The organism is Streptomyces sp. BB1-1-1 (genome assembly GCF_031597775.1).
Classification (GTDB): Bacteria; Actinomycetota; Actinomycetes; order Streptomycetales; family Streptomycetaceae; genus Streptomyces; species Streptomyces thinghirensis.
Map to the genome: position 1 here is coordinate 2,328,164 of NZ_CP134203.1, position 24,853 is coordinate 2,353,016.

Sequence of the window (24,853 nt, forward strand, 5' to 3'; positions counted from 1 at the left end):
GCCGGGACCACGTGCCGGGAACGCTTTGCGTCATACGGTCTGACCATGGCCGAAATTGGAGCTTCCCCACTCCCCCCGACGCCCCAGGCCCGTACGGCGCGCTCCCCGCTCGCGCTCGCGGAGCACTTCGTCTGGCTCACCGCGCGCGTACTGGAGCAGCGCCTCTTCGCGTACCACTTCCGCGGCGGCGACGCCGGCCCGGTGGAGACCGCGCTGGACGCCTACCGCAACGAGGACGGCGGGTACGGCCACGCGCTGGAACCCGATCTGCGCGGCCCGGTCAGCCAGCCGCCGCACACCGCGCACGCCCTGCGCGTCCTGGACGCCGTCGGGCGCTGCGGCGGACAGCGCGTGGAGCGGATGTGCCGCTATCTGACCTCCGTGTCCACCGCGGACGGTGCCCTGCCGGCGATCCACCCCAGCCAACGCGGGTATCCGACCGCGCCCTTCATGCCGGTGGTGGACGACCCGCCCGGCGAGCTCCTCGCCACCGGTCCGGTGGTCGGCCTGCTGCACCGCAACGAGGTATGGCACGCCTGGCTGTTCCGGGCCACGGACTTCTGCTGGCAGGCGGTCGAGTCGCTGGGGACCTCCCACCCGTACGAGGTCGAGGCCGCCGTGGCCTTCCTGGACGCCGCCCCCGACCGTCCGCGCGCGGAGGCGGCGGCCGACCGGCTGGGCCGCCTGGTGCGCGAGCAGCGCCTGGCGGTGCTGGACCCCGACGACCTCGACGCGTACCCGGTCTCCCCCGGCTACGCCCCGGGCGAGCACCACTTCCCCCACGACTACGCGAGGCACCCGCACTCCCTCGCGCGCGCGTGGTTCACGGAGGACGAGATGGCCCGGTCCCTCCGCGCTCTCTCGGCCGAGCAGGAGGAGGACGGCGGCTGGCCCGTGCGCCGGCGCCGGTGGGCACCCGGCCCCGCCTTGGAGGCGCGCCCTGTGGTGACGATCGAGGCCCTGCGTACGCTCCGCGCGTACGGCCGCCCGGTCGGCTGACCCTGCTGACCCGGCTCACCCGCCCATGGCCCGCACGCCCGCGGTCACCACCACGGCCGCCGCGACGACGAGCAGGAAGGGCGCGCGCAGCACCAGCGCCACGGCGGCCGCGGCGACTCCCGCTGCCCGCGCGTCCAGCACGAGCGCCTGCCCGTCGGCGAAGGTCTGCTGGGCGGTGAGCGCGGCGAGCAGGGCGACGGGCAGCAGGGCGGCGAGCCGCCGGACGAGGGGCCGCTCCAGGGCGCCCGCGGGCACCAGCAGCCCGAGGAGCTTGACGGCGTAGCAGCCGACGGCGGTCACACCGATCGCGATCCAGACGCTCAACGCTCTCCCTCCCGCGCGGAGTCCTCAACAGCACTGCTTCCGCGACGTCCCCGCGCCCACAGGACGGCCGGTGCCGCCAGCGCGGCCACCAGGACGGGCACACCGGCGGGCAGCACGGGCAGCAGGCCGAGTCCCAGGAGGACGGCCAGGGCGGCGACCGCGCGCTCGGTGGTGGTCCTCAGCATCGGCGCGAGCAGCGCCAGGAAGACGGCGGGGCCGGCGGCGTCGAGCCCCCAGGCGTCGGTGTCCCCGATTGCCTCCGCGCCCAGCGCACCGAGCAGCGTGGTGAGGTTCCACAGCAGGTACAGGGTGAGTCCGGTGACGGTGAACCCGATCCGGACGCTGCGCCGCGTGGGTTGTGCGAGGGCGACGGCAGTCGTCTCGTCGATGACCCACTGCGCGGCGAACGGGCGCACCGCGCGCGGGAGGGCCAGCAACTGCGACAGCCGCAGCCCGTAGAAGGCGTTGCGCACGCCCAGGAAGAAGGCGCCCGCCGCGGCGGTGAGCGGGTTGCCGCCGGCCGCGAGCGCCCCCACGAGCGCGAACTGGGACGCCCCGGTGAACACCAGGAGGCTGAGCGCGCATGTCTGCATGAGTGTCAGTCCGCTGCCGGCCGAGGTCACCCCGAAGGCGAACCCGGACAGTCCGACGGCGACTCCCACCCCGAGGGCGTCCCGTACGACGGCGGCGTCCGGCTTGTCCTCGACGACGCCCGCGTCGGGAACGGCTGTCTGTTCTGTCACGCCTCGGACGGTAGGAGAAGCCGCCGCCGCGCGTCTTGTACGTTCTTGCGCTCCCGTTGGTAGGCGCCGGGCGGCACGCCCACGATCCGCGCGAAGTGCCGGTTCAGGTGCGGCTGGTCGGTGAACCCCACGGCGACGGCGGCCTCGGACGGCCTCGTGCCGGCGTCCAGCAGCCGCCGCGCCCGCCGTACCCGGGCGTCCGTCAGCCAGGTGTGGGGCGGCATCCCGTAGGCGTCCCGGAAGGCGCGCAGCAGCGCGAACGGACTGCTCCCGAGCTCCCCGGCGAGCCTTTCCAGACTCGGCGGGTCGGCCATCCGCTCCTCCAGCACGGCACGCGCGCGTGCCGCGATGCCGGCCCCTGCCGTGCGCACCTCCCGCCGCGGCAGCGGCCCGCCGTTCAGCCGCAGCAACCGGGTCACGGCCACCCGCAGCAGGGTGTCGGCGGCGAGCGCGTTTCCCTCGTCGGCGGCCCGCAGCACGCGGTGCACCAGCTCGACGGCGTACGGATCGTCGAGCACCGGCCGGACGAACCCGGGCGTCCCGCGCAGCGTGGTCGTCTCCGCCGCGATCCCGGCCACGAGTTCGGGCGCCGGATAGACGGCCCCGTAGCGCCATCCCTCCGGCACTCCGGCCCGCCCCGTGTGCGGGGTGTCCGGGTTGACCAGGGCGAGTGCTCCCGCTCCGGCGTACTGATCGCTTCCGCCGTGGTGGAAGACCTCCACCCCGTCGGCGATGGCGGCGATGACGAAGTGCTCGTGGGTATGGCGTACGAAGGTCTTCCGTATGTACTGGGCCCGCAGCAGATCGACGTCGGGCAGCTCCGCGTACCGCCAGTGCCGTGCCCGCTCGCCCGATGCCGCCATGTCCCCATTCTCCGTCACGGCCTCGCGGCGCCGGAGTCCCGCCCGGCATCCGTCCAGCTCAGGCCGATTGTCAGTGCTCGGGTGCACGATGGATCCATGGTCAGCTCCGCACACCGGGCCCTGGACGGCTTCTCCCCCGCGACCCGCGGTTGGTTCACGGGGGCCTTCTCCGCGCCCACCGCCGCCCAGGCGGGCGCGTGGCAGGCCATCTCCGAGGGCTCGGACGTGCTGGTGGTCGCCCCGACCGGCTCCGGCAAGACGCTGGCCGCCTTCCTCGCCGCCCTGGACCAGCTGGCCTCGGCACCCCCGCCCGCCGACCCCAAGAAGCGCTGCCGAGTCCTGTACGTCTCCCCGCTCAAGGCCCTGGCCGTCGACGTCGAGCGCAACCTCCGCAGCCCCCTGACCGGCATCCGCCAGGAATCCGTACGCCTCGGCCTGCCCGAACCCGAGGTCAAGGTAGGCATCCGCTCCGGCGACACCCCGGCCGCCGAGCGCCGTGCCCTGTCCACCCGCCCGCCGGACATCCTGATCACCACCCCGGAGTCCCTGTTCCTGATGCTGACGTCGGCCACGCGCGACGCGCTGACCGGCATCGAGACGGTGATCCTGGACGAGGTGCACGCGGTCGCCGGCACCAAGCGCGGCGCCCATCTCGCCCTCACCCTGGAGCGGCTGGACGAGCTGCTGCCGAAGCCGGCCCGTCGCATCGGCCTGTCGGCGACGGTCCGTCCGGTGGACGAGGTCGCCCGGTTCCTCGCACCGCGCGGCAAGGTGGAGATCGTCCAGCCGGACTCGGGCAAGGAGTTCGACCTGTCCGTGGTCGTCCCGGTCGAGGACCTGGGCGAGCTGGGCGGTTCCCCGGTCGCGGACGGCAACGACGGCGCGGAGCGTCCGTCGATCTGGCCGCACGTGGAGGAGCGGATCACCGACCTCGTCCAGTCGCACCGCTCCACGATCGTCTTCGCCAACTCCCGGCGTCTGGCCGAGCGCCTGTGCAACAGGCTCAACGAGATCGCGTACGAACGGGCGACCGGTGAGCCCCTGGACGAGCACCACTCCCCCGCCGAACTCATGGGCGGCTCGGGAGCCGCCCAGGGCGCCCCCACGGTGATCGCCCGCGCCCACCACGGCTCGGTCTCCAAGGAGCAGCGCGCCCTCGTCGAGGAGGACCTCAAGGCGGGCCGCCTGCCCGCCGTGGTGGCCACCTCGAGTCTGGAGCTGGGTATCGACATGGGCGCCGTCGACCTGGTCGTCCAGGTCGAGTCACCGCCCTCGGTCGCCTCCGGTCTCCAGCGCGTCGGCCGCGCGGGACACCAGGTCGGCGCGGTCTCCACGGGCGTGGTCTTCCCCAAGTACCGCGGCGATCTGGTCCAGGCGGCCGTGGTCACCGAGCGGATGCGCAGCGGCTCCATCGAGGCGCTCAGGGTGCCCGCCAATCCGCTGGACGTCCTGGCCCAGCAGCTCGTCGCGATGACCGCGCTGGACACCTGGCAGGTCGACGACCTGCTCACCACCGTCCGCCGCGCCGCCCCGTTCGCCTCGCTCCCGGAGTCGGCCTTCACGGCCGTCCTGGACATGCTCGCGGGCCGCTATCCGTCCGACGCCTTCGCCGAGCTGCGTCCGCGCGTGGTGTGGGACCGGGTCGCCGGGACGGTCACCGGCCGACCCGGCGCGCAGCGCCTCGCCGTCACCTCGGGCGGCACGATCCCCGATCGCGGCCTCTTCGGTGTCTTCCTCGCCGGAGCCGACCCGAAGAAGGGCGGCGGCCGGGTCGGCGAGCTGGACGAGGAGATGGTCTACGAATCCCGCGTCGGGGACGTCTTCACACTCGGCACCAGCTCCTGGCGCATCGAGGACATCACGCGCGACAGGGTCCTGGTCTCCCCCGCTCCGGGCGTGCCGGGCAGGCTGCCCTTCTGGAAGGGCGACCAGCTGGGCCGCCCCCTCGAACTGGGCCGCGCGCTGGGCGCGTTCCTGCGCGAGGTCGGCTCCCTCACCAAGGAGGACGCCCGGCTCCGCCTGGTCACCGCGGGACTGGACGCCTGGGCCGCGGACAACGTCCTCGCCTACCTCGACGAGCAGCGCGAGGCCTGCGGCCACATCCCCGACGACCGCACCATCGTCGTCGAGCGCTTCCGCGACGAACTGGGCGACTGGCGGGTCGTGGTCCACTCGCCCTTCGGCGCCCAGGTCCACGCCCCCTGGGCGCTCGCGCTCGGCGCCCGCCTGTCCGAGCGGTACGGCATGGACGCCCAGGTCATGCACGCCGACGACGGCATCGTGCTGCGCCTGCCGGACGCCGACCTGATGAGCCTGGACCTGCTCGACCAGGAACCGACGAAGCCAGGGCTGGAGTACGACGCCGAGCAGGCGCCCGTCGGCGCGGCCGACGTCGTCTTCGACAAGGGCGAGGTCGACCGGGTCGTCACCGACCAGGTGGGCGGCTCGGCCCTGTTCGCGTCCCGCTTCCGCGAGTGCGCCGCCCGTGCGCTGCTGCTCCCGCGGCGCAGCCCCGGCAAGCGCACCCCGCTGTGGCAGCAGCGCCAGCGCGCCGCGCAGCTGCTGGAGGTGGCGAGCGAGTACGGCTCGTTCCCGATCGTGCTGGAGGCGGTCCGCGAGTGCCTCCAGGACGTCTTCGACGTGCCCGGCCTGACCGAGCTGATGGGCGACCTGGAGTCCCGCAGGGTGCGCCTGGTGGAGGTCACCACCCCGGAGCCGTCCCCGTTCGCCCGCTCCCTGCTCTTCGGGTACGTCGCCCAGTTCCTGTACGAGGGCGACTCGCCGCTCGCCGAGCGCCGTGCCGCCGCCCTCTCCCTGGACTCCCGGCTGCTGGCCGAGCTGCTCGGCCAGGCGGAGCTGCGCGAGCTGCTCGACGCGGAGGTGCTCACCGAGCTGGAGCGCGAGCTGCAGTGGCTCACCGAGGACCGCCGCGTCAAGGACCCGGAGGGCGTCGCGGACCGGCTGCGGCTGCTCGGCCCGCTCACGGACGCCGAGCTGGCCGAGCGGGGCGCCGAGCCGCAGTGGGCCCAGGAGCTGGCCGCCGCCCGCCGCGCGATCAGGGTGCGCATCGCCGGCGCCGACCACTGGGCGGCGATCGAGGACGCGGGCCGACTGCGCGACGCGCTGGGCACGGCGTTGCCCGTGGGCGTGCCCGAGGCCTTCACCGAGCCGGTCAAGGACCCGCTCGGCGACCTCCTCGCCCGCCACGCCCGCACCCACGGCCCCTTCACGTCGGTCACCGCGGCGGCCCGCTTCGGCCTGGGTGTGGCGGTCACCGAGGGCGCACTGCAGCGGCTCGCGGCGGCGGGCCGGGTGGTGCAGGGCGAGTTCCATCCGGCCGGCATCGGCCAGGAGTGGTGCGACGCGACCGTCCTGCGCAGGCTGCGCCGCCGTTCCCTGGCCGCGCTGCGGCACGAGCTGGAGCCGGTGGCGCCGGCCGCACTCGGTCAGTTCCTCCCCCAGTGGCAGCACATCGGCAAGGGGCACGCGCTGCGGGGCCTCGACGGACTGGTTCGCGCCGTCGAGCAGTTGCAGGGCGCCTCCGTGCCCGCCTCCGCCCTGGAGAAGCTCGTCCTGCCCTCCCGAGTGGCGAACTACAACCCGGCCATGCTGGACGAGCTCACGGCCGCCGGTGAGGTGGTGTGGGCGGGAGCGGGTTCGCTCCCGGGGAAGGACGGCTGGGTCTCCCTCTACCTGGCGGACGCGGCCCCGCTGCTCCTGCCGCCCCCGCACCCCTTGGAGACGACCGCCCTCCACGAGTCCGTCCTGAGCACCCTCTCGGGCGGGTACGGCCTGTTCTTCCGGCAGATCGCCGATCAGGTCCGCGCCACCACCCACCCGGACGCCACCGATCCGCAGCTGGCCGACGTCCTGTGGGACCTGGCCTGGTCCGGGCGCCTGACGAACGACACACTCGCCCCCCTGCGCTCTCTGCTGGGCTCCGGCCGCACCGCGGGCTCCACGACCCACCGCGCCAAGCGCGCGGTGCCACGCGGGCGCTACGGCTCGCTGACGGCCGCCGCCCGCCCCGCCTCCCGCACCGGCCCGCCGACCGTCGCGGGCCGCTGGTCCCTGCTCCCGGTCCGCGAGGCCGATGCCACCGTGCGCGCCCACGCCCTGGCCCGCACGCTCCTGGACCGGCACGGCGTGGTGACCCGCGGCGCCGTCGCCGCCGAGGGCGTCGAAGGCGGCTTCTCCGCCGTGTACCGCATTCTTGCCGCGTTCGAGGAGAGCGGGCAGGCCCGGCGCGGCTATGTCGTGGAAGGGCTGGGCGCGGCACAGTTCGCCATGGAGGGTGCCGTGGACCGGTTGCGCGCGGTGTCGAACGCCCGGGAGCGCGGCGAGGGCCCGCCCGGGCGGCCGGACTTCACCGGCGGCGGCTTCGACGCCCACGTCTCACCCGACGGCTCCGACAGTGCGGGTGACCCGGTCTTCGGCGGCTCCCCCTTCGACGACTTCCCACCCGGCGACCACGGGCACGCCGGCGCCCCGGACCGCTCCGGCGACGTCTTCGCGGCCTCTCCGCGGCTGCCGCCCTCCCGGGGTGACTACGTCTCGCCCCGCGACTACGCGGAACCGGGCGCGGGCGGTCCGCGCGGAGGCGGCACGCACGGCGGCTTCGGCGGCCCGCGCGGCGCGTACGACACCGGGTTCGCGGGCCGTCAGGGCCGCCCCTCCGCCGGTCCACGGGCCGTCGTCCTGGCCGCCGCCGACCCGGCCAACGCCTACGGCGCGGCCCTCGGCTGGCCCGAGCCCCCGGCCGGTGCCACGCACAAGCCGGGCCGCAAGGCGGGCTCCCTGGTGGTACTCGTCGAAGGTGAACCGGCGCTCTACATGGAGCGCGGCGGCAAGACGCTCCTGCTCTGGCCCTCCGCCCCGGACGGTCCGCCCACCGACGATCCCCGTCTGCGGGCGGCCGCGGAGGCGCTCGCCTCGGCCGCCCGCGCCGGTTCCCTCGGCACGGTCACGGTGGAGCGGGTCAACGGCGCGGCAGCCCTCACGTCCCCCTTCGGCCCGCTCCTGGAGGAAGCGGGGTTCATCGCCACTCCGCGCGGCCTGCGCATCAGAGCCTGAGCCTGTCACCCTTGACCCATGCCCGAAGGAGACACGGTCTGGCAGGCGGCACGGCGGCTGCACGACGCCCTCGCGGGCAAGGTGCTGACCCGCAGCGACTTCCGCGTGCCGCGGTACGCCACGGCCGATCTCACCGGCCGTACGGTCCTGGACGTCACCCCGCGCGGCAAGCACCTGCTCACCCGGGTCGAGGGCGGCCTGACGGTGCACTCGCACCTGCGGATGGACGGCTCCTGGAAGGTGTTCGCGACCGGTCAGCGCTGGAGCGGCGGCCCGGCGCACCAGATCCGCGTGATCCTCGGCACGGCCGACCGCACGGCCGTCGGCTATCGCCTCCCGGTGCTGGAACTCCTCCGCACCGCCGACGAGGAGCGCGCCGTCGGCCATCTCGGCCCGGACCTGCTGGGCCCGGACTGGAACCCCGAGCAGGCCCTGGCCAACCTCCGTGCGGACCCCGCCCGCCCGCTCGGTGAGGCCCTGCTCGACCAGCGCAATCTCGCCGGTGTCGGCAACGTCTACAAGTGCGAGCTCTGCTTCCTGCTCGGCGTCACTCCCTGGCTCCCCGTCGGGGACCTGCCCGCCGCGCACGCCGCGCGGCTGCCCGCGCTCGCGAAGAAACTCCTGGAGGCCAACCGGGACCGCCCGGTCCGCCGTACGACGGGTCTGCGCGGCCAGGACCTGTTCGTGTACGGCCGTGCGCCCCGCCCCTGCCTGCGCTGCGGCACGTCGGTCCGGGTGGCGAACCAGGGCGACGGCTCCCGGGAGCGTCCCACGTACTGGTGCCCGACCTGCCAGCCCGGTCCTGCGCCGCGCCCGGCCGACCGTACCGGTACCGGGCCGCGGCGCGGTCCGGGGTGACTCGAGCAGACGAGCTGAGCCCACATGCTGAGCCCACATGCTGAGCCAACACGCTGAGCCAACGCGCTCAACCCGAGAGCTCAGCCGGCGAGCAGGCCGTCCATCTGGCCGACCGCCTCGCGCAGCCCCTCCTCCATGCCCATCTTCGCGAGCTGGTCCATCTGCTCCCGGGTGTCGAAGGCCGAGCGCATCTCCATGCGGGTGCCGCCGTCGCGCTCGGTGAGCGTGACCCGGGTCGTGGTCGTCGGCATGTCGGCGCTCGGCACGCCGTCCGCGTCGGCGAATCCGTCGGTGAACTCCAGTGACGTCGGCGCGTCGACCGAGGCGATCCGCCACCACCCGCGGTGCTTGTCTCCCTCGGGCCCGGTCATGAAGTACGTGACGTCCCCACCGGGGGTCAGGTCGTGCTCCTCGACCGTCGCCGGGTAGGTCGGCGGACCCCACCAGCGCTCCAACTGCCGCGGGTCGGCCCACAGCTCCCACACCCGCTCCACGGGCGCGGCGAAGTCGGCGATGAGGGTGAAGGTCAGGTTGTCGAGATCCTTGTCCAAGCTGGTGACACTCATCAGATCTGTCCTTCCGTCGGGTCGTGTGCATCGGGTTCCGCGTCCTGGGCGAGCAGATGGGACATCCGCTCCACCCGGCCGCGCCAGGCCGTCTCCAGTTCGTCCAGTGCCTGCCGGGCCCGGCCCACGGCGTCGGGGTCGGTACGCACGATCTGCTCCCGTCCGCGGCGCTGCTTGACCACCAGACCGGCCCGCTCCAGTACCGCGACGTGCTTCTGCACCGCGGCGAAACTCATCGGATAGGCGTCGGCCAGTCGCGACACCGACAGGTCGTCCCGCACGCAGCGACGCAGGATGTCGCGGCGCGTCGTGTCGGACAGTGCGTGGAACAAGCGGTCCACGCGCTCTTCGGCTACTTCGGAAACCCCATCTACAACCATTTGGTTGTACGTTAGTCGGGTCACGTCCCGTTGTAAAGCGCTACAACCGGGACCGCGAGGAGGCCGAGGCACCTCCGGCCCCGCGCCGCAGGGCCCGACGCCACCGCCCCGCGCCCAAGGCCCCCGCGGCCCGGCGCCTGGGCACACAGTGCACCGGCAGCACGCTCAGCCCCCAGCCGCCGACCGCGACCGCCCCTTCGATCACCCCGGCGCCGGGGTCCAGCGCCAGACGCAGCACGGCCCACCACCACAGCACACCGAAGCCCAGCGCGGCCGCCCGGCGAGCAGCCCGCGCGGACGTCATAACCGCGTCATCCGTTTTCGGCCTGGAACATCCAGTGCTGTTTCTCCAGGTCGGCCGTGATCTGGATGAAGATGTCCTGGCTCACCGGATCCGGATCGCCGGTCGCCCCGATCCGCTCCCGCATCCGCCCGATCACCGCACCAAGGGCGTCCACGATCGTCTGTACCGCGGCGGTGTCGTCGACCCACCCTTCCGGGGTCACATCGATGCCGCTGCCGACGGCCACTGTCGCGGCACGCCCGTCCGGGGAGACGCCGAGCGCCGAGGCGCGCTCCGCCACGGTGTCGGAGTGCGTACGCGCGGTGCCGACGAGTTCGTCGAGCTGAAGGTGTACGGAACGGAAGCGCGGACCGACCACGTTCCAGTGGATCTGCTTGGCCACCAGCGCCAGGTCGACCAGGTCGACGAGGGCACCCTGCAGCGCCTCGGACACGGTCTTCAGGTTCGCGTCGGACAACGGGCTCTTCACGACGTACATCCACACCTCCGTCGGTCGGTCCCCCGGCCATGTCCCTCCACCATGACCGCACCACCAGGGACCGGCAAACCGGGCGAAACCGCCACCGGCACCCGTCACCCGCCCGAGCGGGAACTCACGCGCGCACGCAAAAACCCCGACCGCGCCTCTCCGGGACCTCCCGGAGAGGCCCCGGCCGGGGCCTCACACGCTCACGTTCTCGATGCTCAGGCGGCGACGACGTCCACTGCCTCGGCGGGCGCCTTGATGGTCACCCGTTCCGGTGGCACACCGGTCACCGAGACGGCACCCAGCATCGGGCGCACCGGTGCCGGCACGGTCTCGCTGGGCGTGGCCGCAGCGGACTGGGCCAGCTCGGCGAGGGCGAGTTCGTCGCTCACTTCCCGCATGAGCTCGGACATCCGTACGTCCAGCGCGTCGCAGATGGCGGAGAGCAGCTCGGAAGAAGCCTCCTTCTGCCCCCGCTCCACCTCGGAGAGATAGCCGAGTGAGACTCGGGCGGACGAGGAGACTTCGCGCAGAGTACGGCCCTGGCGCTGGCGCTGCCGACGCAGCACGTCACCCAGCAGGCGACGGAGCAGAATCATCGGTGGCTCCCTCCTCGGACCGTGTAACCGCATCCTTCACGCCCCACCGTACCGCCTCGCGCCGCGGCCGTGCGGGGAGCGATGTCGTGTTCACTCAGGGCTGCAAACATCAAAACCCCCCGTTCCGTTCCGTATCCTGTGCCCGCTCATTCCCGGTCTGTTCGCCCGCAAGCTCCCTCATAAGGAGTGCGAGTACGCTCCGTACACTCTCCATACGAATTTCCGCGCGGTCGCCGTTCAACCGCAGCGCCTCCACTTTTCCGCCAGAGGCGGAACCGTCGTCTGCTCCGAAGGGCCCGTCGACGGCCACGAAGACCGTCCCGACGGGCTGTCCGTCCTGTGGGTCCGGGCCGGCGACGCCCGTCGTCGCGATGCCCCAGTCGGCACCCAACGCCTTGCGCACGCCTGCCGCCATCTGGGCGGCGACCTGCGGATCCACCGCTCCACGCGCCGCGAGCAGCTCGGCGTCGACGCCGAGCACGTCCCGCTTCAGCTCCGTCGCGTAGGCGGTCACGGACCCGCGGAAGGACTTGGAGGCCCCGGGCACCGCCGTGATCGCGGCAGCCACCATTCCGCCGGTCAGTGACTCGGCGACCGCGAGGGTCTCGCCCTTGACGGTGAGTAGTCGCACCACGTCGGCGGCCGTGGAACTCAAGCTTCCGTCTCCTTCAACGCCGCTCTGCGCTCGGCGATTCCCTGACGGCGCAGCACAATGGCCTGCTTCACATAGTCCAGTCCGGTCGCCACGGTCAGGACGACCGCCGCGGCCATCACCCAGAACCTCAGCGTGGCCAGGGGCCCCGTCAGTGCCAGGACGTACATGCCGACGGCGATGCCCTGGGTGAGGGTCTTGAGCTTGCCGCCGCGGCTCGCGGGGATGACGCCGTACCGGATGACCACGAACCGCAGCACGGTGATCCCGAGTTCCCGGCCGAGGATGACGGCCGTCACCCACCAGGGCAGGTCGCCCAGCGCGGACAGACAGATGAGCGCCGCCCCCATGATCGCCTTGTCGGCGATGGGGTCGGCGATCTTCCCGAAGTCGGTGACGAGGTTGTAGGTGCGGGCCAGGTGGCCGTCGAAGAGGTCGGTGATCATGGCTACGGCAAAGGCCGCCCAGGCGAACGAGCGCCAGGCCGGGTCGTACCCGCCGTTGCCGAGCATCAGCGCGACGAAGGCCGGCACGAGGAGCAGCCGGAGCATCGTCAGCAGGTTGGCGACGTTCCAGACGCTCGCCTGGTTGACGGCGGCGGCCGCGATCTTGCCGCCGCGCCCGGCGACACCGCCCTCGGTCGCACCCCGTTCCGCGGCGCCCCGTTCCGTCGCGCCCCGCTCAGCCGTTCCCCGTTCGGCCGCGCCCCCCGAAAGCGTGCGCTCCGAAGGCGTGCGCTCCGCCGGTCCCTGCGCGGCGCCCGAGGGTCCACGCGGGCCGGCCCTGCGCGCACCGGAGGAGCCGCCCGCCGCGGACGCCGGGACTCCGGTCATCTGCCGGCCTCCTCACTCCACTCGGGCGACCCCAGCAGCGGTTCGGCCACCAGGTCGACACCCTCCGTACCGACCACCTTCGCGTCGACCATACGACCGACACTCAGGCCCTCGCCGCTCGTGAGCAGCACCTGGCCGTCCGTCTCCGGCGCCTGGTGCTCCGCGCGGCCGCGCACGCCGTCCTCCCCGTCGGCGGACTCCACGGACTCGACGAGCACGCGCACGGTCGCGCCGACGCGCTCCTCGGCCCGCTGTGAGACGAGTTCCTCGGCGAGGCGGGACACCCGTGCCAGCCGCTCGGCGACGACGTCCTCGTCCAGCTTGTCGCCGTAGGTCGCCGCTTCGGTGCCCTCCTCGTCGGAGTACCCGAAGACGCCGATGGCGTCGAGCCGCGCGTGGTTCAGGAACCGCTCCAGCTCGGCGAGGTCGGAGGCGGTCTCGCCGGGGAAGCCCACGATGAAGTTGGAGCGCACGCCGGCCTCGGGGGCCTTGCTCCGGATGGTGTCAAGGAGCTCCAGGAAGCGGTCGGTGTCGCCGAAGCGGCGCATCGCGCGGAGCACGTTCGGCGCGGAGTGCTGGAAGGACAGGTCGAAGTAGGGCGCGACCTTCGGGGTGGAGGTCAGTACGTCGATGAGGCCGGGGCGCATCTCGGCCGGCTGGAGATAGCTGACGCGCACGCGCTCGATGCCGTCGACGTCGGCGAGGTTCGGCAGCAGCGACTCCAGCAGGCGGATGTCGCCGAGGTCCTTGCCGTAGGAGGTGTTGTTCTCGGAGACCAGCATGATCTCCTTGACGCCCTGCTCGGCCAGCCACCGCGTCTCGTTCAGCACGTCGCTCGGGCGGCGGGAGATGAAGGAGCCGCGGAAGGACGGGATGGCGCAGAAGGAGCAGCGCCGGTCGCAGCCGGAGGCCAGCTTCACGGAGGCGACCGGGGAGCCGTCGAGGCGGCGGCGCAGCGGCGCGCGGGGCCCGGAGGCGGGGGCGACACCCTCGGGGAGGTCGGTCGGACCGTGCCCCGGCAGGGCGACGGAGGCGCCGGCCTCCTGCCGCTCGGCGGGGCTGATCGGCAGCAGCTTGCGCCGGTCGCGCGGGGTGTGGGCGGCGTGGATGCCGCCGTTCAGGATGGTCTGCAGGCGGTCGGAGATGTCGGTGTAGTCGTCGAAGCCGAGGACTCCGTCGGCCTCGGGAAGGGCCTCGGCGAGCTCCTTGCCGTACCTCTCGGCCATGCAGCCCACCGCCACCACGGCCTGTGTTCTGCCGTGGCCCTTGAGGTCGTTGGCCTCCAGGAGGGCGTCCACGGAGTCCTTCTTGGCGGCCTCGACGAAGCCGCACGTGTTCACGACGGCGACGTCCGCTTCCTCGGCGTCCTCGACGAGCTTCCAGCCGTCCGCCTCCAGACGGCCTGCGAGCTCCTCCGAGTCCACCTCGTTACGGGCGCAGCCAAGGGTGACGAGTGCGACGGTACGGCTTTCAGGCATGGGCTCAAGACTACTTCGTCCTGCCGACAGCCCACGTCGACGGGGTTGCCCGATCTTGGACGACCCGCCCGTGTCAGCGCCTTTCGCGCCCCTATCCGGCCTGCGGGTCGCCCTTCGTGTACGTGAGGCGCTGCACGGAGCCCGGCTCGAAGTCGTCGATCTTCTTGCCGTTGACGTACAACTGGACAACGCCCGCGTTGCCGAGGACGAGGTCGACCTTCGAGTCGTCCTGGAAGGTCTTGGAGTCGCCCTGCTTGAGCAGGCCGTCGAAGAGCAGCCGGCCGTTGTGGTCCTTCGCGGAGAGCCAGCTGGGACCGTCGGTGGCGCTGACCTTCACCGTCACCTTGTCCCGCGGTGCGGCGGCGATGGCACTCTCGGTCGGGTCCGGCTTCGGGTCGGCGGGCTTCTTCGGCTTGGCGCTCGGCGAGGCGGACTCGCCGGCCGACGGCTGCGAGCCCTCGGCGACGCTCGCCTCGGAGCCACCGTCGTCGCCACCCTTGACGAACGTGAAACCGACGAAGCCGATCACCGCGACGATCGCGGCGACCATGGCGGCGGTCCAGTTGGGGCCGCGCCGCTCGGGACGGATGCGTTCCGCCTCGAACAGGGGCGCGGCGGGTGTCGGCGCGGGGCGTCCGCCGTGTTCGGCGTCGAACTGCGCGAGCAGTTCGGCCGGGTCGAGCCGGACGGCCTTGGCAAGGGTCCTGATGTGACCGCGCGCGTAGACGTCGCCGCCGCAGGGCGTGAAGTCGTCCGCCTCGATGGCGTGCACGATGGCGATCCGGACGCGGGTGGCGGTGGTGATGTCGTCGACGGTCAACCCGGCGGCGATCCGTGCCTGCTGCAGGGCACGGCCGATGGAGGGGCGGGCTTCCTCGGAAACGCTGTCGGAAACGTCTTCGGTCGGACGCTCGTCTTCAGGGGAGTTGCCGTTGGACACGGGGGGCGCCTTTCGAGCGTTTAGCCGCCTGTGCTGGACGTTCAGTTTAGGGGGGCTGCAAACGGGTGGGGCAACCGGGCGACGGGACTTTGTACGCCATCGGAATGGCCCCGCGTCCCGATGGTGGACTACCTGTTTGTCATTTCCCTCAACTTGACGTACGCCATGGGGAAACGGTTGCTCAATGATCCCTAACGGGTGAGTCACGATCGGCCACCCGGCCGCCGTGACCCTCCGTCGACGGAACCCCTCGCGTACCGTTCCCTACCCTTCAGACTCCCCCCGGATCAGCGCGAGCACGCCGTCCAGCTCATCAGGCTTCACAAGAACGTCACGAGCCTTCGATCCTTCGCTCGGCCCGACGATGCTCCGCGACTCCATCAGGTCCATCAGCCGCCCGGCCTTGGCGAAGCCGACGCGCAGCTTGCGCTGCAGCATGGAGGTCGACCCGAACTGGGTGGAGACGACCAGCTCGGCCGCCTGGCACAGCAGGTCGAGGTCGTCGCCGATGTCCTCGTCGATCTCCTTCTTCTGCTTGGTGCCGACGGTGACGTCCTCGCGGAAGACGGGCGCCATCTGGTCCTTGCAGTGCTGGACGACGACCGCGACCTCTTCCTCGGTCACGAACGCGCCCTGCATACGGGTCGGTTTGTTCGCGCCCATCGGCAGGAAGAGGCCGTCGCCCTTGCCGATCAGCTTCTCGGCGCCGGGCTGGTCGAGGATGACCCGCGAGTCGGCCAGCGAGGACGTGGCGAAGGCCAGCCGGGAGGGCACGTTCGCCTTGATCAGACCGGTGACGACGTCCACGGACGGCCGCTGGGTGGCGAGCACCAGGTGGATGCCGGCCGCGCGCGCGAGCTGCGTGATCCGGACGATCGCGTCCTCGACGTCCCGCGGCGCCACCATCATCAGGTCGGCCAGCTCGTCCACGATCACCAGGAGGTACGGGTACGGCTGGAGCTCGCGCTCGCTGCCCTCGGGCGGCTTGACCTTGCCCTCGCGCACCGCGCGGTTGAAGTCGTCGATGTGCCGGTAGCCGTAGGCGGCGAGGTCGTCGTAGCGCAGGTCCATCTCGCGCACGACCCACTGGAGCGCCTCGGCGGCCCGCTTCGGGTTGGTGATGATCGGCGTGATCAGGTGCGGGATGCCCTCGTACGCGGTCAGCTCGACGCGCTTGGGGTCGACCAGGATCATCCGGACGTCCTCGGGGGTCGCCCGCATCATGATCGAGGTGATCAGGCAGTTGATGCAGGACGACTTGCCGGATCCGGTGGCGCCGGCGACCAGTATGTGCGGCATCTTCGCCAGCGAGTGCATGACGTAGCCGCCCTCGACGTCCTTGCCGAAGGCGACCAGCATGGGGTCGTCGTCCTCGGCGGACTCGGCGAGCCGCAGCACGTCGCCGAGGTTGACCATCTCCCGGTCGGTGTTGGGGATCTCGATGCCGACCGCGGACTTGCCGGGGATCGGGCTGATGATCCGCACGTCGGGGCTGGCGACGGCGTACGCGATGTTCTTGGCCAGCGCGGTGATCCGCTCGACCTTCACGGCGGGCCCGAGCTCGACCTCGTAGCGCGTGACCGTCGGGCCGCGGGTGAACCCGGTGACGGCGGCGTCGACCTTGAACTCGGTGAAGACGGTGGTCAGCGAGGCGACTATGGCGTCGTTGGCGGCGCTGCGCGCCTTGCCGGGGCCGCCGCGGGTGAGCATGTCGAGGGCCGGCAGGGAGTAGGTGATGTCTCCGGAGAGCTGAAGCTGCTCGGCGCGCGGCGGCAGGTCCCGCTCCTTGGGCAGCGGCGTCTTGGTGAGGTCGGCGACCACCGCGGTGCCGTCGTCGGGGTTGTCCTTGCGCGCCTTGTCCTGCTTGAGCTTCCCCGGCTGCGGCCGCGCGGCCGGCACGGGCGTCGGAGTCGGGGACGTCGACTCACGGTCCCCCGTGCTCACGCCCTGCGTGAGGTCGGCGACCAGCGGCGAGGGCGGCATCCCGTGCAGCACGGCGCCGTCGAGTGCGGCGGCGGCCGCGGCGGCGACGTCCACGGCGTCCATCGGCCGGTTCATGTCGGGCTGCGGCACGGCGGACCGGCGGGGCCTGCCGCGGCGCCGGGTGAGCGCCTCCTCCTCGGCCGCGTCGGGGTCGTACGGCTCCGACGCCGGGCCCCTGCCGCGCCTGCCGGGCTTCGCGGGCAGCGCCTCGCGCCACTGCTCCTCGTAGCGCTCGTCGTCCTCGACGAACGCGGCGGCCTCCGCCTCCGGGTCGCGGACCAGGCCGAGCCGTACACCGAGCAGCCGCAGCCGCTGCGGGATGGCGTTGACCGGCGTGGCCGTGACGACCAGCAGCCCGAAGACGGTGAGCAGCACGAGCAGCGGCACGGCCAGGACGTCGGTCATCGTGTACGACAACGGGGTCGCCGCGCCCCAGCCGATGAGGCCGCCGGCGTCCCTTATGGCCTGCATGCCGTCACCGCGGGCCGGTGAGCCGCAGGCGACGTGCACCTGGCCGAGGACGCCGATGACGAGTGCGGACAGACCGATCACGATCCGGCCGTTGGCCTCGGGTTTCTCGGGGTGCCGGATCAGGCGCACGGCGATGGCGCCGAGCAGGATCGGCACCAGCAGGTCCAGCCGGCCGAAGGCGCCGGTCACGAGGATCTCGACGAGGTCGCCGACGGGGCCCTTGAGGTCGGCCCAGGTGCCCGCGGCGACGATCAGCGCGACGCCGAGGAGCAGCAGCGCGACGCCGTCCTTGCGGTGCGCCGGGTCGAGGTTCTTCGCGCCCTGCCCTATGCCGCGGAAGACGGCGCCGACGGCGTGCGCGATGCCCAGCCAGAGGGCGCGCACGAGGCGGTAGACGCCTCCGGTCGGGCTGGGCGCCGGTTTGGGCGCGGGCTTCTTCACCGCGGCCTTCTTGGCGGGCGCCTTTTTCGCAGCGGCCTTCTTCGCCGGACCCTTCGCGGGAGCGGCCGCCTTCTTCGCGGGCTGCTTCTTGGCTGCGGAGGGACGTGAGGCCATAGGTGTGAGGTTACCGGGGGAGACGGCGGTCGACACGTGTGCCCACCGCTTCACCCGTTCGTGTCGCCCGCGCAGGAGACCGGAACTGACGCCTCCGGTACAGCCGCTGACATGCCCTCACGGGCCGGCCCACCGGGCCCGGCCCGCCGACGGACCTCAGTTGACCGCGGTCTGGCCTCCGGACGTCCCCGGCTCCAGGGCGTCCAGCGCCCGCCGCAGTCCGGTGAGCTTGCGTTCCAGATGGGCGGCCGTCGCCACCGCCGCCGCGTCCGTCGACTCGTCGCCGAGCTGTTTGGAGAGCGCCTCGGCCTGCTCCTCCACGGCTGCCAGCCGTGCCGACAGCTCGGCGAGCAGTCCCGCCGGCTCCTTGGCCTCGCCGGCCGCGGCCCTGCCGCCGCCCTCCAACTGGAGCCGCAGCAGTGCCGCCTGCTCGCGCAGCTGGCAGTTCTTCATGTACAGCTCGACGAAGACCGAGACCTTCGCGCGCAGCACCCACGGGTCGAACGGCTTGGAGATGTAGTCGACCGCGCCCGCCGCGTACCCCCGGAAGGTGTGGTGCGGGCCGTGGTTGATCGCGGTGAGGAAGATGATCGGGATGTCCCGGGTCCGCTCCCGTCGCTTGATGTGCGCGGCGGTTTCGAAACCGTCCATGCCCGGCATCTGGACGTCCAGCAGAATGACCGCGAAGTCGTCCGTGAGCAGTGCTTTGAGCGCTTCCTCCCCGGACGATGCCCGCACCAGCGTCTGATCGAGCGCCGAGAGGATCGCCTCCAGCGCCAGCAGATTCTCCGGCCGGTCATCGACCAGGAGGATCTTGGCCTTCTGCACCATGGCCCGCCCTCCTCGCCCCGGCGTGGGGCCTCCCCTGTCCGCAGGACTTGGGGCAGCACCGGCGGGCGCCGCCCCAGGGGACGACTCCCTTGCGCCGCCCGTCCTTGTGCCGGTCATCGTAGCCGCACCCCGCCTGTCGCCACACCCTGTCACCGCGATGTCACTGTGCACGTAGCAGAAACGCAGCGGGAGACCAGAAGGTTCCCCGAATCCCGTACTTCTACACGACTTCGGCCACACTGAGTCAGCAACTCCGCGTGAACGCCGAAGGTTCCCGCCACTTGCGTACACCCCACGTTCGCACACTGCCCGAACGTGCTGCGCGGGCGGTGCCCGTACGTACCGCGGGCACGTTGCCCGCACGTACCCCGAGCACCCTGCCCGTAGGTACCGTGCGGTGCCCGTCCGAACCTGCTCCTCACTCCTCCCGCATCCACTGCTGCATCACCGTCAGCAGGTGATCGGGGTCGACCGGCTTGGTCACGTAGTCGGACGCGCCCGACTCGATCGCCTTCTCCCGGTCGCCCTTCATCGCCTTCGCGGTCAGCGCGATGATCGGCAGCCCGGCGAACTGGGGCATCCGGCGAATCGCCGTGGTCGTGGCATACCCGTCCATCTCGGGCATCATGATGTCCATCAGGACGACCGCCACGTCCTCGTGCTGCTCCAGGACCTCGATGCCCTCACGTCCGTTCTCGGCGTACAGCACGGACAGGCCGTGCTGCTCCAGGACGCTGGTGAGCGCGAAGACGTTGCGGATGTCGTCGTCGACGATCAGCACCTTCTGCCCGCCGAACCGGATGCCCCGGCTCGACTGCGGCGCCGCCTCCTGCTCGGCGGCCGGCCGCTGCTCCCGCGCCGCGGGCACGTCCTCGGGCTCCGGGACCGCCCTGCGGCGGCGCCGGAACAGCGTCGCGGCACCGTTCTGCGCGTCCTGGTACGACCTCGCCTCGGCCGGCGGTTCCGTCTGCGACCCGGGCAGCTCGGGCATGGCGCCCGGAGTGGCGAGCGCCCCGCCGGGCTCCAGGGCCGGAAGGGGCTGCTGGTAGCCGTGGGCGGGCAGCTCACTCGGGTGCAGCGGCAGGTAGAGCGTGAACGTCGACCCGCGGCCCGGCTCGCTCTGCGCGTGGATCTCACCGCCCAGCAGCTGCGCGATCTCCCGCGAGATGGACAGCCCCAGGCCGGTGCCGCCGTACTTGCGGCTGGTGGTGCCGTCGGCCTGCTTGAACGCCTCGAAGATCACCCGCATCTTGCTCGCCGCGATCCCGATACCGGTGTCGCTCACGGAGAACGCGATCAGCTCGGCGTCCGGGTCGGTCATCGAACCGGCTTCCAGCAACTGCTCCCGGATGGCCTGCGGAACGTCGTCCCGGGCCGGCCGGATGACCAGCTCGACGGCGCCCGAGTCGGTGAACTTCACCGCGTTGGACAGCAGGTTGCGCAGCACCTGGAGGAGCCGCTGCTCGTCGGTGTGCAGCGTGGCGGGCAGCTCCGGCGACACCCGCACCGACAGGTCCAGGCCCTTCTCCGCGGTCAGCGGCCGGAAGGTGGCCTCCACGTAGTCGACGAGCTGGACGAGCGCGATGCGCGTCGGGGAGACGTCCATCTTGCCCGCCTCCACCTTCGACAGGTCGAGGATGTCGTTGATCAGCTGGAGCAGGTCGGAGCCGGCGCCGTGGATCGTCTCGGCGAACTCGACCTGCTTCGGGGACAGGTTCGCGTCGGCGTTGTCGGCGAGCAACTTGGCCAGGATCAGCAGCGAGTTGAGCGGCGTACGCAGCTCGTGCGACATGTTGGCGAGGAACTCGCTCTTGTAGCGCATGGAGACCGCGAGCTGTTCGGCGCGCTCCTCCAGGACCTGCCGCGCCTCCTCGATCTCGGTGTTCTTCACCTCGATGTCGCGGTTCTGCTGCGCCAGCAGCTCGGCCTTCTCCTCCAGTTCGGCGTTGGACGACTGGAGCGCCTTCTGCCGCTGCTCCAACTCCTCCGACCGCTCGCGCAGTTGCTCGGTCAGCTCCTGCGACTGGCTCAGCAGCACCTCCGTCTTGGTGTTGACGGAGATGGTGTTGACGCTGGTCGCGATCATCTCGGCGATCTGGTTGAGGAAGTCCTTCTGGATCTGCGTGAACGGGGTGAAGGACGCCAGCTCGATGACGCCGAGCACCTGCCCCTCGAACAGCACCGGCAGGACGATCACCTGCGCGGGCGGTGCCTCCCCGAGCCCGGAGGAGATCTTCAGGTAGCCACTCGGCGCGTTCTCCACCAGGATCGTGCGCTTCTCCTGGGCTGCCGTGCCGACCAGCGCCTCCCCAGGCCGGAAGGAGGTGGGCATGGAGCCCATCGAGTAGCCGTACGACCCGAGCATGCGCAGCTCGTACTGGTCCTCGTGGGCGCCGGCCTGCTCCTGGCCCTCGACGTGGGGCATGGCGAGGAAGAACGCGCCGTGCTGCGCGGAGACCACCGGGGTGAGCTCGCTCATGATCAGCGAGGCCACGTCCTGGAGGTCCCGGCGGCCCTGCATCAGCGCGGAGATCCGGGCCAGGTTGCCCTTGAGCCAGTCCTGCTCCTTGTTGGCGATCGTGGTGTCGCGCAGGTTGGCGATCATCTTGTTGATGTAGTCCTGGAGCTCGGAGATCTCCCCGGAGGCGTCCACGTCGATCTTCAGGTTCAGGTCGCCGCGGGTCACCGCGGTCGCCACGCGCGCGATGGCACGCACCTGCCGGGTGAGGTTCCCGGCCATCTCGTTCACGGACTCCGTCAGGTCCCGCCAGGTGCCGTCGACGTCACGCACGCGTGCCTGACCGCCGAGCTGGCCCTCGGTGCCCACCTCGCGGGCCACGCGGGTGACCTCCTCGGCGAACGACGACAGCTGGTCCACCATCGTGTTGATGGTCGTCTTCAGCTCCAGGATCTCCCCGCGCGCGTCGATGTCGATCTTCTTGGTCAGGTCGCCCTTGGCGATGGCCGTCGTGACCATGGCGATGTTGCGCACCTGACCGGTCAGGTTGGACGCCATCTGGTTCACCGACTCGGTGAGGTCCTTCCAGGTGCCCGCCACCCCCGGCACCTGCGCCTGACCGCCGAGGATGCCGTCGGTGCCCACCTCGCGGGCCACCTTGGTCACCTGGTCGGCGAAGGACCGCAGCGTCCGCACCATGGTGTTGAAGGTGTCGGCGAGCTGCGCGACCTCGCCGCGGGCCTCGATCGTCACCGTCCGCGTCAGGTCGCCGTTGGCGACGGCCGCGGCCACCTGGGAGATGTTCCGCACCTGGACGGTGAGGTTCTTCGCCATCAGGTTGACGTTGTCGTTGAGGTCCTTCCAGATGCCCACGACACCGGGCACGCTCGCCTGGCCGCCGAGGATGCCCTCGGTACCCACCTCACGGGCCACCCGCGTGACCTGCTCGGCGAACGACGACAGCTGGTCCACCATCGTGTTGACCGTGGTGACCAGCTCGAGGATCTCGCCCTTGGCGTCGACGGTGATCTTCTTCGACAGATCACCCTTGGCGACGGCCGTCGTCACCTCGGCGATGTTGCGGACCTGCATGGTCAGGTTGTTGGCCATGCCGTTCACGGACTGCGTGAGGTCCTTCCAGGTGCCCGAGACGCCCTGCACCTCCGCCTGGCCGCCGAGGATGCCCTCGGTGCCCACCTCACGGGCCACCCGCGTGACCTCCTGGGCGAACGACGACAGCTGGTCCACCATCGTGTTCAGGGTGTTCTTCAGCTCCAGGATCTCCCCGCGCGCGTCCACGGTGATCTTCTGGGACAGGTCACCGCGGGCCACCGCCGTCGCGACCTGCGCGATGTTGCGCACCTGCCCGGTCAGGTTCCCGGCCATGCCGTTCACCGAGTCGGTCAGCTCGCGCCACACTCCGGCGACGCCGGGCACCTGGGCCTGACCGCCGAGGCGGCCCTCCGTACCCACCTCGCGGGCGACGCGGGTGACCTGCTCGGCGAAGGCGGAGAGCTGGTCGACCATCGTGTTGATGGTGTTCTTCAGCTCCAGGATCTCGCCGCGCGCGTCGACGTCGATCTTCTGCGACAGGTCGCCCCGCGCCACCGCCGTGGTCACCTGGGCGATCTGCCGCACCTGGGAGGTCAGATTGCCCGCCATGAAGTTGACGGAGTCCGTCAGCTCCTTCCAGGTCCCCGACACCCCGTCGACGCGGGCCTGACCGCCGAGGCGGCCCTCCGTACCCACGTCCCGGGCCATCCGGGTGACCTGGTCGGCGAAGCTCGACAGCTGGTCCACCATCGTGTTCACGGTGTTCTTCAGCTGGAGCATCTCACCGGAGACGTCCACGGTGACCTTCTGCGACAGGTCGCCGTTGGCCACCGCCGTCGTCACCTGGGCGATGTTGCGCACCTGCCCGGTGAGGTTCCGGAACGCGGTGTTCACGGAGTCCGTGAGGTCCTTCCACGTCCCCGCCGCCCCCGGAACCTGCGCCTGACCGCCCAGCTCACCCTCGACACCGACCTCACGGGCCACCCGCGTGACCTCGGCACCGAAGCTCGACAGCTGGTCCACCATCGTGTTGACGGTGTTCTTCAGCTCCAGCATCTCGCCGGCCACGTCCACGGTGACCTTCTGCGACAGGTCACCGCTGGCCACCGCCGTCGTCACCGCGGCGATGTCACGCACCTGGGTGGTCAGGTTCCGGAAGACGGTGTTGACGGAGTCCGTCAGGTCCTTCCAGATCCCCGCCGCCCCCGGCACGTTCGCCTGACCGCCGAGCTGCCCCTCGCCACCGGTCTCGTTGGCGACGCGCGTGACCTCGTCGGCGAAGATCCGCAGCGTCTCGGTCATCTGGTTGATCGTCTCGGCGAGCTGCGCGACCTCGCCGCGGGCCGGCACCGTCACCTTCTTCGACAGGTCACCGTTGGCGACCGCCGTCGTCACGTGGGAGATCTCACGCACCTGGGCCGTCAGATTCCCGGCCATGGTGTTGACGGAGTCGGTGAGTTCCTTCCACACCCCGGCCACGCCCGGCACCTGGGCCTGCCCGCCCAGGGCGCCCTCGGTGCCCACCTCCCGGGCGACGCGCGTCACCTCGGAGGAGAACGCGGAGAGCTGGTCCACCATCGTGTTGACGGTGTTCTTCAGCTCCAGCATCTCGCCGGCCACGTGAACCGTGACCTTCCGGGACAGATCACCCTTGGCCACCGCCGTCGTGACCAGCGCGATGTCCCGCACCTGCGCGGTGAGCCGGTACGCCATCGTGTTGACGGAGTCCGTGAGGTCCTTCCACGAACCGGACATACCGCGCACCTGGGCCTGTCCGCCCAGCTTGCCCTCGGTACCGACCTCGCTGGCCACCCGCGTGACCTCGTCCGTGAACGTCGACAACTGGTCGACCAGGTTGTTCACGGTGCGCCCGACCTTCAGGAACTCACCGCGCAGCGGATGCCCGGCGCCCTCCGCGGTCTGCGTCCGCAGCTCCATACGCGGCGACAGATCACCGTCCGCCACCGCCGACAGCACCCGGCTGACCTCGGAGACCGGCCGTACGAGGTCGTCCACGAGCGCGTTCGAGTTGTCGATCGCGGTCGCCCAGGACCCCTCGCAGGCCCCCGTCTCCAGCCGCTCCGTGAGCTTTCCCTCACGCCCGACCATCCGCCGCACCCGGGCCAGCTCGCCCGTGAGGTGCAGATTGCGGTCGGCCACCTCGTTGAACACCGCCGCGATCTCCGACATCACGCCGTCGCCGGACACCGTGAGCCGCTTGCGGAAGTTGCCCTCCCGCATGGCGACCAGCGCCGTCAGCAGCCGATTCAGCGCGGCCGTGTCCACGGTCGTACTTCCGCCCCGCGTTTTGCCCTGGTTACTCAGGGACTGTCCGCCTTTCGCGCGCGCCTTAGTGCCCCGCGTCGCTGCGCCAGACTCCACTGTGTCCCTCCCGCAGGGGTCGACCGTTACTGCTGTGCCCGG

At 71.7% G+C, this 24,853-nt stretch carries 18 protein-coding genes; 3 read left to right on the forward strand and 15 right to left on the reverse strand.

Going from position 1 to position 24,853, the window contains the following annotated elements:
- Positions 1-45: 45 nt before the first annotated feature.
- On the forward strand, positions 46-999 hold the full coding sequence (locus RI578_RS10760; RefSeq protein ID WP_310870887.1) for a hypothetical protein: 954 nt from the start codon (positions 46-48) through the stop codon (positions 997-999).
- A gap of 15 nt (positions 1,000-1,014) precedes the next feature.
- Here the strand turns inward: RI578_RS10760 and RI578_RS10765 are convergent, their stop codons facing one another.
- Genes RI578_RS10765 through RI578_RS10775 form a run of 3 tightly spaced genes read right to left on the reverse strand, consistent with a single transcriptional unit; the run spans position 1,015 to position 2,929 of the window.
- Positions 1,015-1,323: an AzlD domain-containing protein gene (locus RI578_RS10765; RefSeq protein WP_210962765.1), complete on the reverse strand. Its 309-nt coding sequence runs from the start codon at positions 1,321-1,323 to the stop codon at positions 1,015-1,017.
- Entirely contained in the window at positions 1,320-2,066 is a 747-nt protein-coding gene (locus tag RI578_RS10770) for an AzlC family ABC transporter permease (RefSeq protein ID WP_310870888.1), read from the reverse strand. The genes RI578_RS10765 and RI578_RS10770 overlap by 4 nt, the downstream gene beginning before the upstream one ends.
- Positions 2,063-2,929: an AraC family transcriptional regulator gene (locus tag RI578_RS10775; protein ID WP_310870889.1), complete on the reverse strand. Its 867-nt coding sequence runs from the start codon at positions 2,927-2,929 to the stop codon at positions 2,063-2,065. The genes RI578_RS10770 and RI578_RS10775 overlap by 4 nt, the downstream gene beginning before the upstream one ends.
- Before the next feature lie 96 nt (positions 2,930-3,025).
- Between RI578_RS10775 and RI578_RS10780 the strand changes: the two genes are divergently transcribed.
- Both RI578_RS10780 and RI578_RS10785 read left to right on the forward strand, forming a co-directional pair.
- The gene (locus RI578_RS10780; RefSeq protein ID WP_310870890.1) at positions 3,026-8,002 is read left to right on the forward strand and encodes an ATP-dependent helicase; all 4,977 of its coding nucleotides are present in this window, start codon (positions 3,026-3,028) and stop codon (positions 8,000-8,002) included.
- 18 nt (positions 8,003-8,020) lie between these two features.
- Positions 8,021-8,860 carry a DNA-formamidopyrimidine glycosylase family protein gene (locus RI578_RS10785; protein WP_310870891.1) on the forward strand — a complete coding sequence of 280 codons (840 nt, stop codon included), beginning with the start codon at positions 8,021-8,023 and terminating at the stop codon, positions 8,858-8,860.
- 80 nt (positions 8,861-8,940) lie between these two features.
- Here the strand turns inward: RI578_RS10785 and RI578_RS10790 are convergent, their stop codons facing one another.
- From RI578_RS10790 to RI578_RS10845, 12 genes are all read right to left on the reverse strand, one after another.
- Positions 8,941-9,426 carry an SRPBCC domain-containing protein gene (locus tag RI578_RS10790; protein WP_310870892.1) on the reverse strand — a complete coding sequence of 162 codons (486 nt, stop codon included), beginning with the start codon at positions 9,424-9,426 and terminating at the stop codon, positions 8,941-8,943.
- Positions 9,426-9,806: a metalloregulator ArsR/SmtB family transcription factor gene (locus RI578_RS10795; RefSeq protein WP_310870893.1), complete on the reverse strand. Its 381-nt coding sequence runs from the start codon at positions 9,804-9,806 to the stop codon at positions 9,426-9,428. The genes RI578_RS10790 and RI578_RS10795 overlap by 1 nt, the downstream gene beginning before the upstream one ends.
- A gap of 40 nt (positions 9,807-9,846) precedes the next feature.
- Positions 9,847-10,110: a hypothetical protein gene (locus RI578_RS10800; protein ID WP_310870894.1), complete on the reverse strand. Its 264-nt coding sequence runs from the start codon at positions 10,108-10,110 to the stop codon at positions 9,847-9,849.
- 7 nt (positions 10,111-10,117) lie between these two features.
- Positions 10,118-10,588 (reverse strand): DNA starvation/stationary phase protection protein, encoded by a 471-nt coding sequence (locus RI578_RS10805; protein ID WP_310870895.1) that lies wholly within the window; start codon positions 10,586-10,588, stop codon positions 10,118-10,120.
- A gap of 206 nt (positions 10,589-10,794) precedes the next feature.
- On the reverse strand, positions 10,795-11,175 hold the full coding sequence (locus tag RI578_RS10810) for a helix-turn-helix transcriptional regulator (protein ID WP_310870896.1): 381 nt from the start codon (positions 11,173-11,175) through the stop codon (positions 10,795-10,797).
- A gap of 109 nt (positions 11,176-11,284) precedes the next feature.
- Positions 11,285-11,830, reverse strand: coding sequence for a CinA family protein (locus RI578_RS10815; RefSeq protein ID WP_310870897.1), 546 nt, complete (start codon positions 11,828-11,830; stop codon positions 11,285-11,287).
- Positions 11,827-12,660: a CDP-diacylglycerol--glycerol-3-phosphate 3-phosphatidyltransferase gene (pgsA, locus tag RI578_RS10820; RefSeq protein WP_310870898.1), complete on the reverse strand. Its 834-nt coding sequence runs from the start codon at positions 12,658-12,660 to the stop codon at positions 11,827-11,829. The genes RI578_RS10815 and pgsA overlap by 4 nt, the downstream gene beginning before the upstream one ends.
- Complete coding sequence (gene rimO, locus RI578_RS10825) at positions 12,657-14,138, reverse strand: 30S ribosomal protein S12 methylthiotransferase RimO (RefSeq protein WP_310870899.1); 1,482 nt, start codon at positions 14,136-14,138, stop codon at positions 12,657-12,659. Before rimO ends, pgsA begins: the two co-directional genes overlap by 4 nt.
- 91 nt (positions 14,139-14,229) lie before the next feature.
- Entirely contained in the window at positions 14,230-15,078 is an 849-nt protein-coding gene (locus tag RI578_RS10830; protein WP_310870900.1) for a RodZ domain-containing protein, read from the reverse strand.
- Positions 15,079-15,342: 264 nt separating this feature from the next.
- Positions 15,343-18,087: a DNA translocase FtsK gene (locus RI578_RS10835; protein WP_310870901.1), complete on the reverse strand. Its 2,745-nt coding sequence runs from the start codon at positions 18,085-18,087 to the stop codon at positions 15,343-15,345.
- 156 nt (positions 18,088-18,243) lie between these two features.
- Complete coding sequence (locus RI578_RS10840) at positions 18,244-18,918, reverse strand: response regulator (protein ID WP_310870902.1); 675 nt, start codon at positions 18,916-18,918, stop codon at positions 18,244-18,246.
- A gap of 418 nt (positions 18,919-19,336) precedes the next feature.
- The gene (locus RI578_RS10845) at positions 19,337-24,811 is read right to left on the reverse strand and encodes a HAMP domain-containing protein (RefSeq protein ID WP_310870903.1); all 5,475 of its coding nucleotides are present in this window, start codon (positions 24,809-24,811) and stop codon (positions 19,337-19,339) included.
- Between the last annotated feature and the right edge of the window lie 42 nt (positions 24,812-24,853).